The organism is Streptomyces sp. P9(2023) (genome assembly GCF_032436795.1).
GTDB lineage: Bacteria > Actinomycetota > Actinomycetes > Streptomycetales > Streptomycetaceae > Streptomyces.
This window is the reverse complement of the sequence record NZ_JAUPWM010000103.1, coordinates 1-995: the sequence shown is the minus strand read 5'-3', so window position 1 is coordinate 995 and position 995 is coordinate 1. Positions and strand designations below refer to the sequence as shown.

The window sequence follows — 995 nt, the reverse complement described above, 5'->3', positions numbered from 1 at the left end:
AAGGTCACGCGGCTGGCGCAGGAGCATGGGGCGGCGTTGATCGCGCTGACGATCGACGAGGAGGGCCAGGCCCGTACGGTCGAGAACAAGGTGGCCATCGCCGAGCGGCTGATCGACGACCTGTCCGGTAACTGGGGTATCCACGAGTCCGACATCCTCATCGACACCCTGACCTTCACCATCTGCACGGGGCAGGAGGAGTCGCGTGGTGACGGCATCGCGACGATCGAGGCGATCCGGGAGCTGAAGCGCCGGCATCCGGACGTGCAGACGACACTGGGTCTGTCGAACATCTCCTTCGGTCTGAATCCGGCGGCCCGGATCCTGCTGAACTCGGTGTTCCTGGACGAGTGCGTGAAGGCGGGCCTGGACTCGGCGATCGTGCACGCGTCGAAGATCCTGCCGATCGCCCGGTTCGACGAGGAGCAGGTCACCACCGCTCTCGACCTGATCTACGACCGGCGTGCCGAGGGCTACGACCCGCTGCAGAAGCTGATGGCCCTGTTCGAGGGGGCGACGACCAAGTCGCTGAAGGCCGGGAAGGCCGAGGAGCTGCTCGCGCTGCCGCTGGACGAGCGGTTGCAGCGGCGGATCATCGACGGCGAGAAGAACGGCCTGGAAGCGGATCTGGACGAGGCGCTCCAGGACACCCCGGCCCTGGACATCGTCAACAACACGCTGCTCGAAGGCATGAAGGTCGTCGGCGAACTGTTCGGCTCCGGGCAGATGCAGCTGCCGTTCGTCCTCCAGTCCGCCGAGGTCATGAAGACGGCCGTCGCCCACCTCGAACCGCACATGGAGAAGACGGACGCCGACGGCAAGGGCACCATCGTCCTCGCCACCGTCCGCGGTGACGTCCACGACATCGGCAAGAACCTCGTCGACATCATCCTGTCCAACAACGGCTACAACGTCGTCAACCTCGGCATCAAGCAGCCCGTCTCCGCGATCCTGGAAGCCGCCGAGGAACACCGCGCCGACGTCATCGGCATGTC

1 protein-coding gene is annotated in these 995 nt (G+C 65.6%); it reads left to right on the top strand.

Annotation, left to right across the window (positions count from 1 at the left end):
- Nucleotides 1-995: B12-binding domain-containing protein (locus Q5762_RS36815; RefSeq protein WP_315896676.1), on the top strand; the 995-nt coding region annotated here is incomplete at both ends.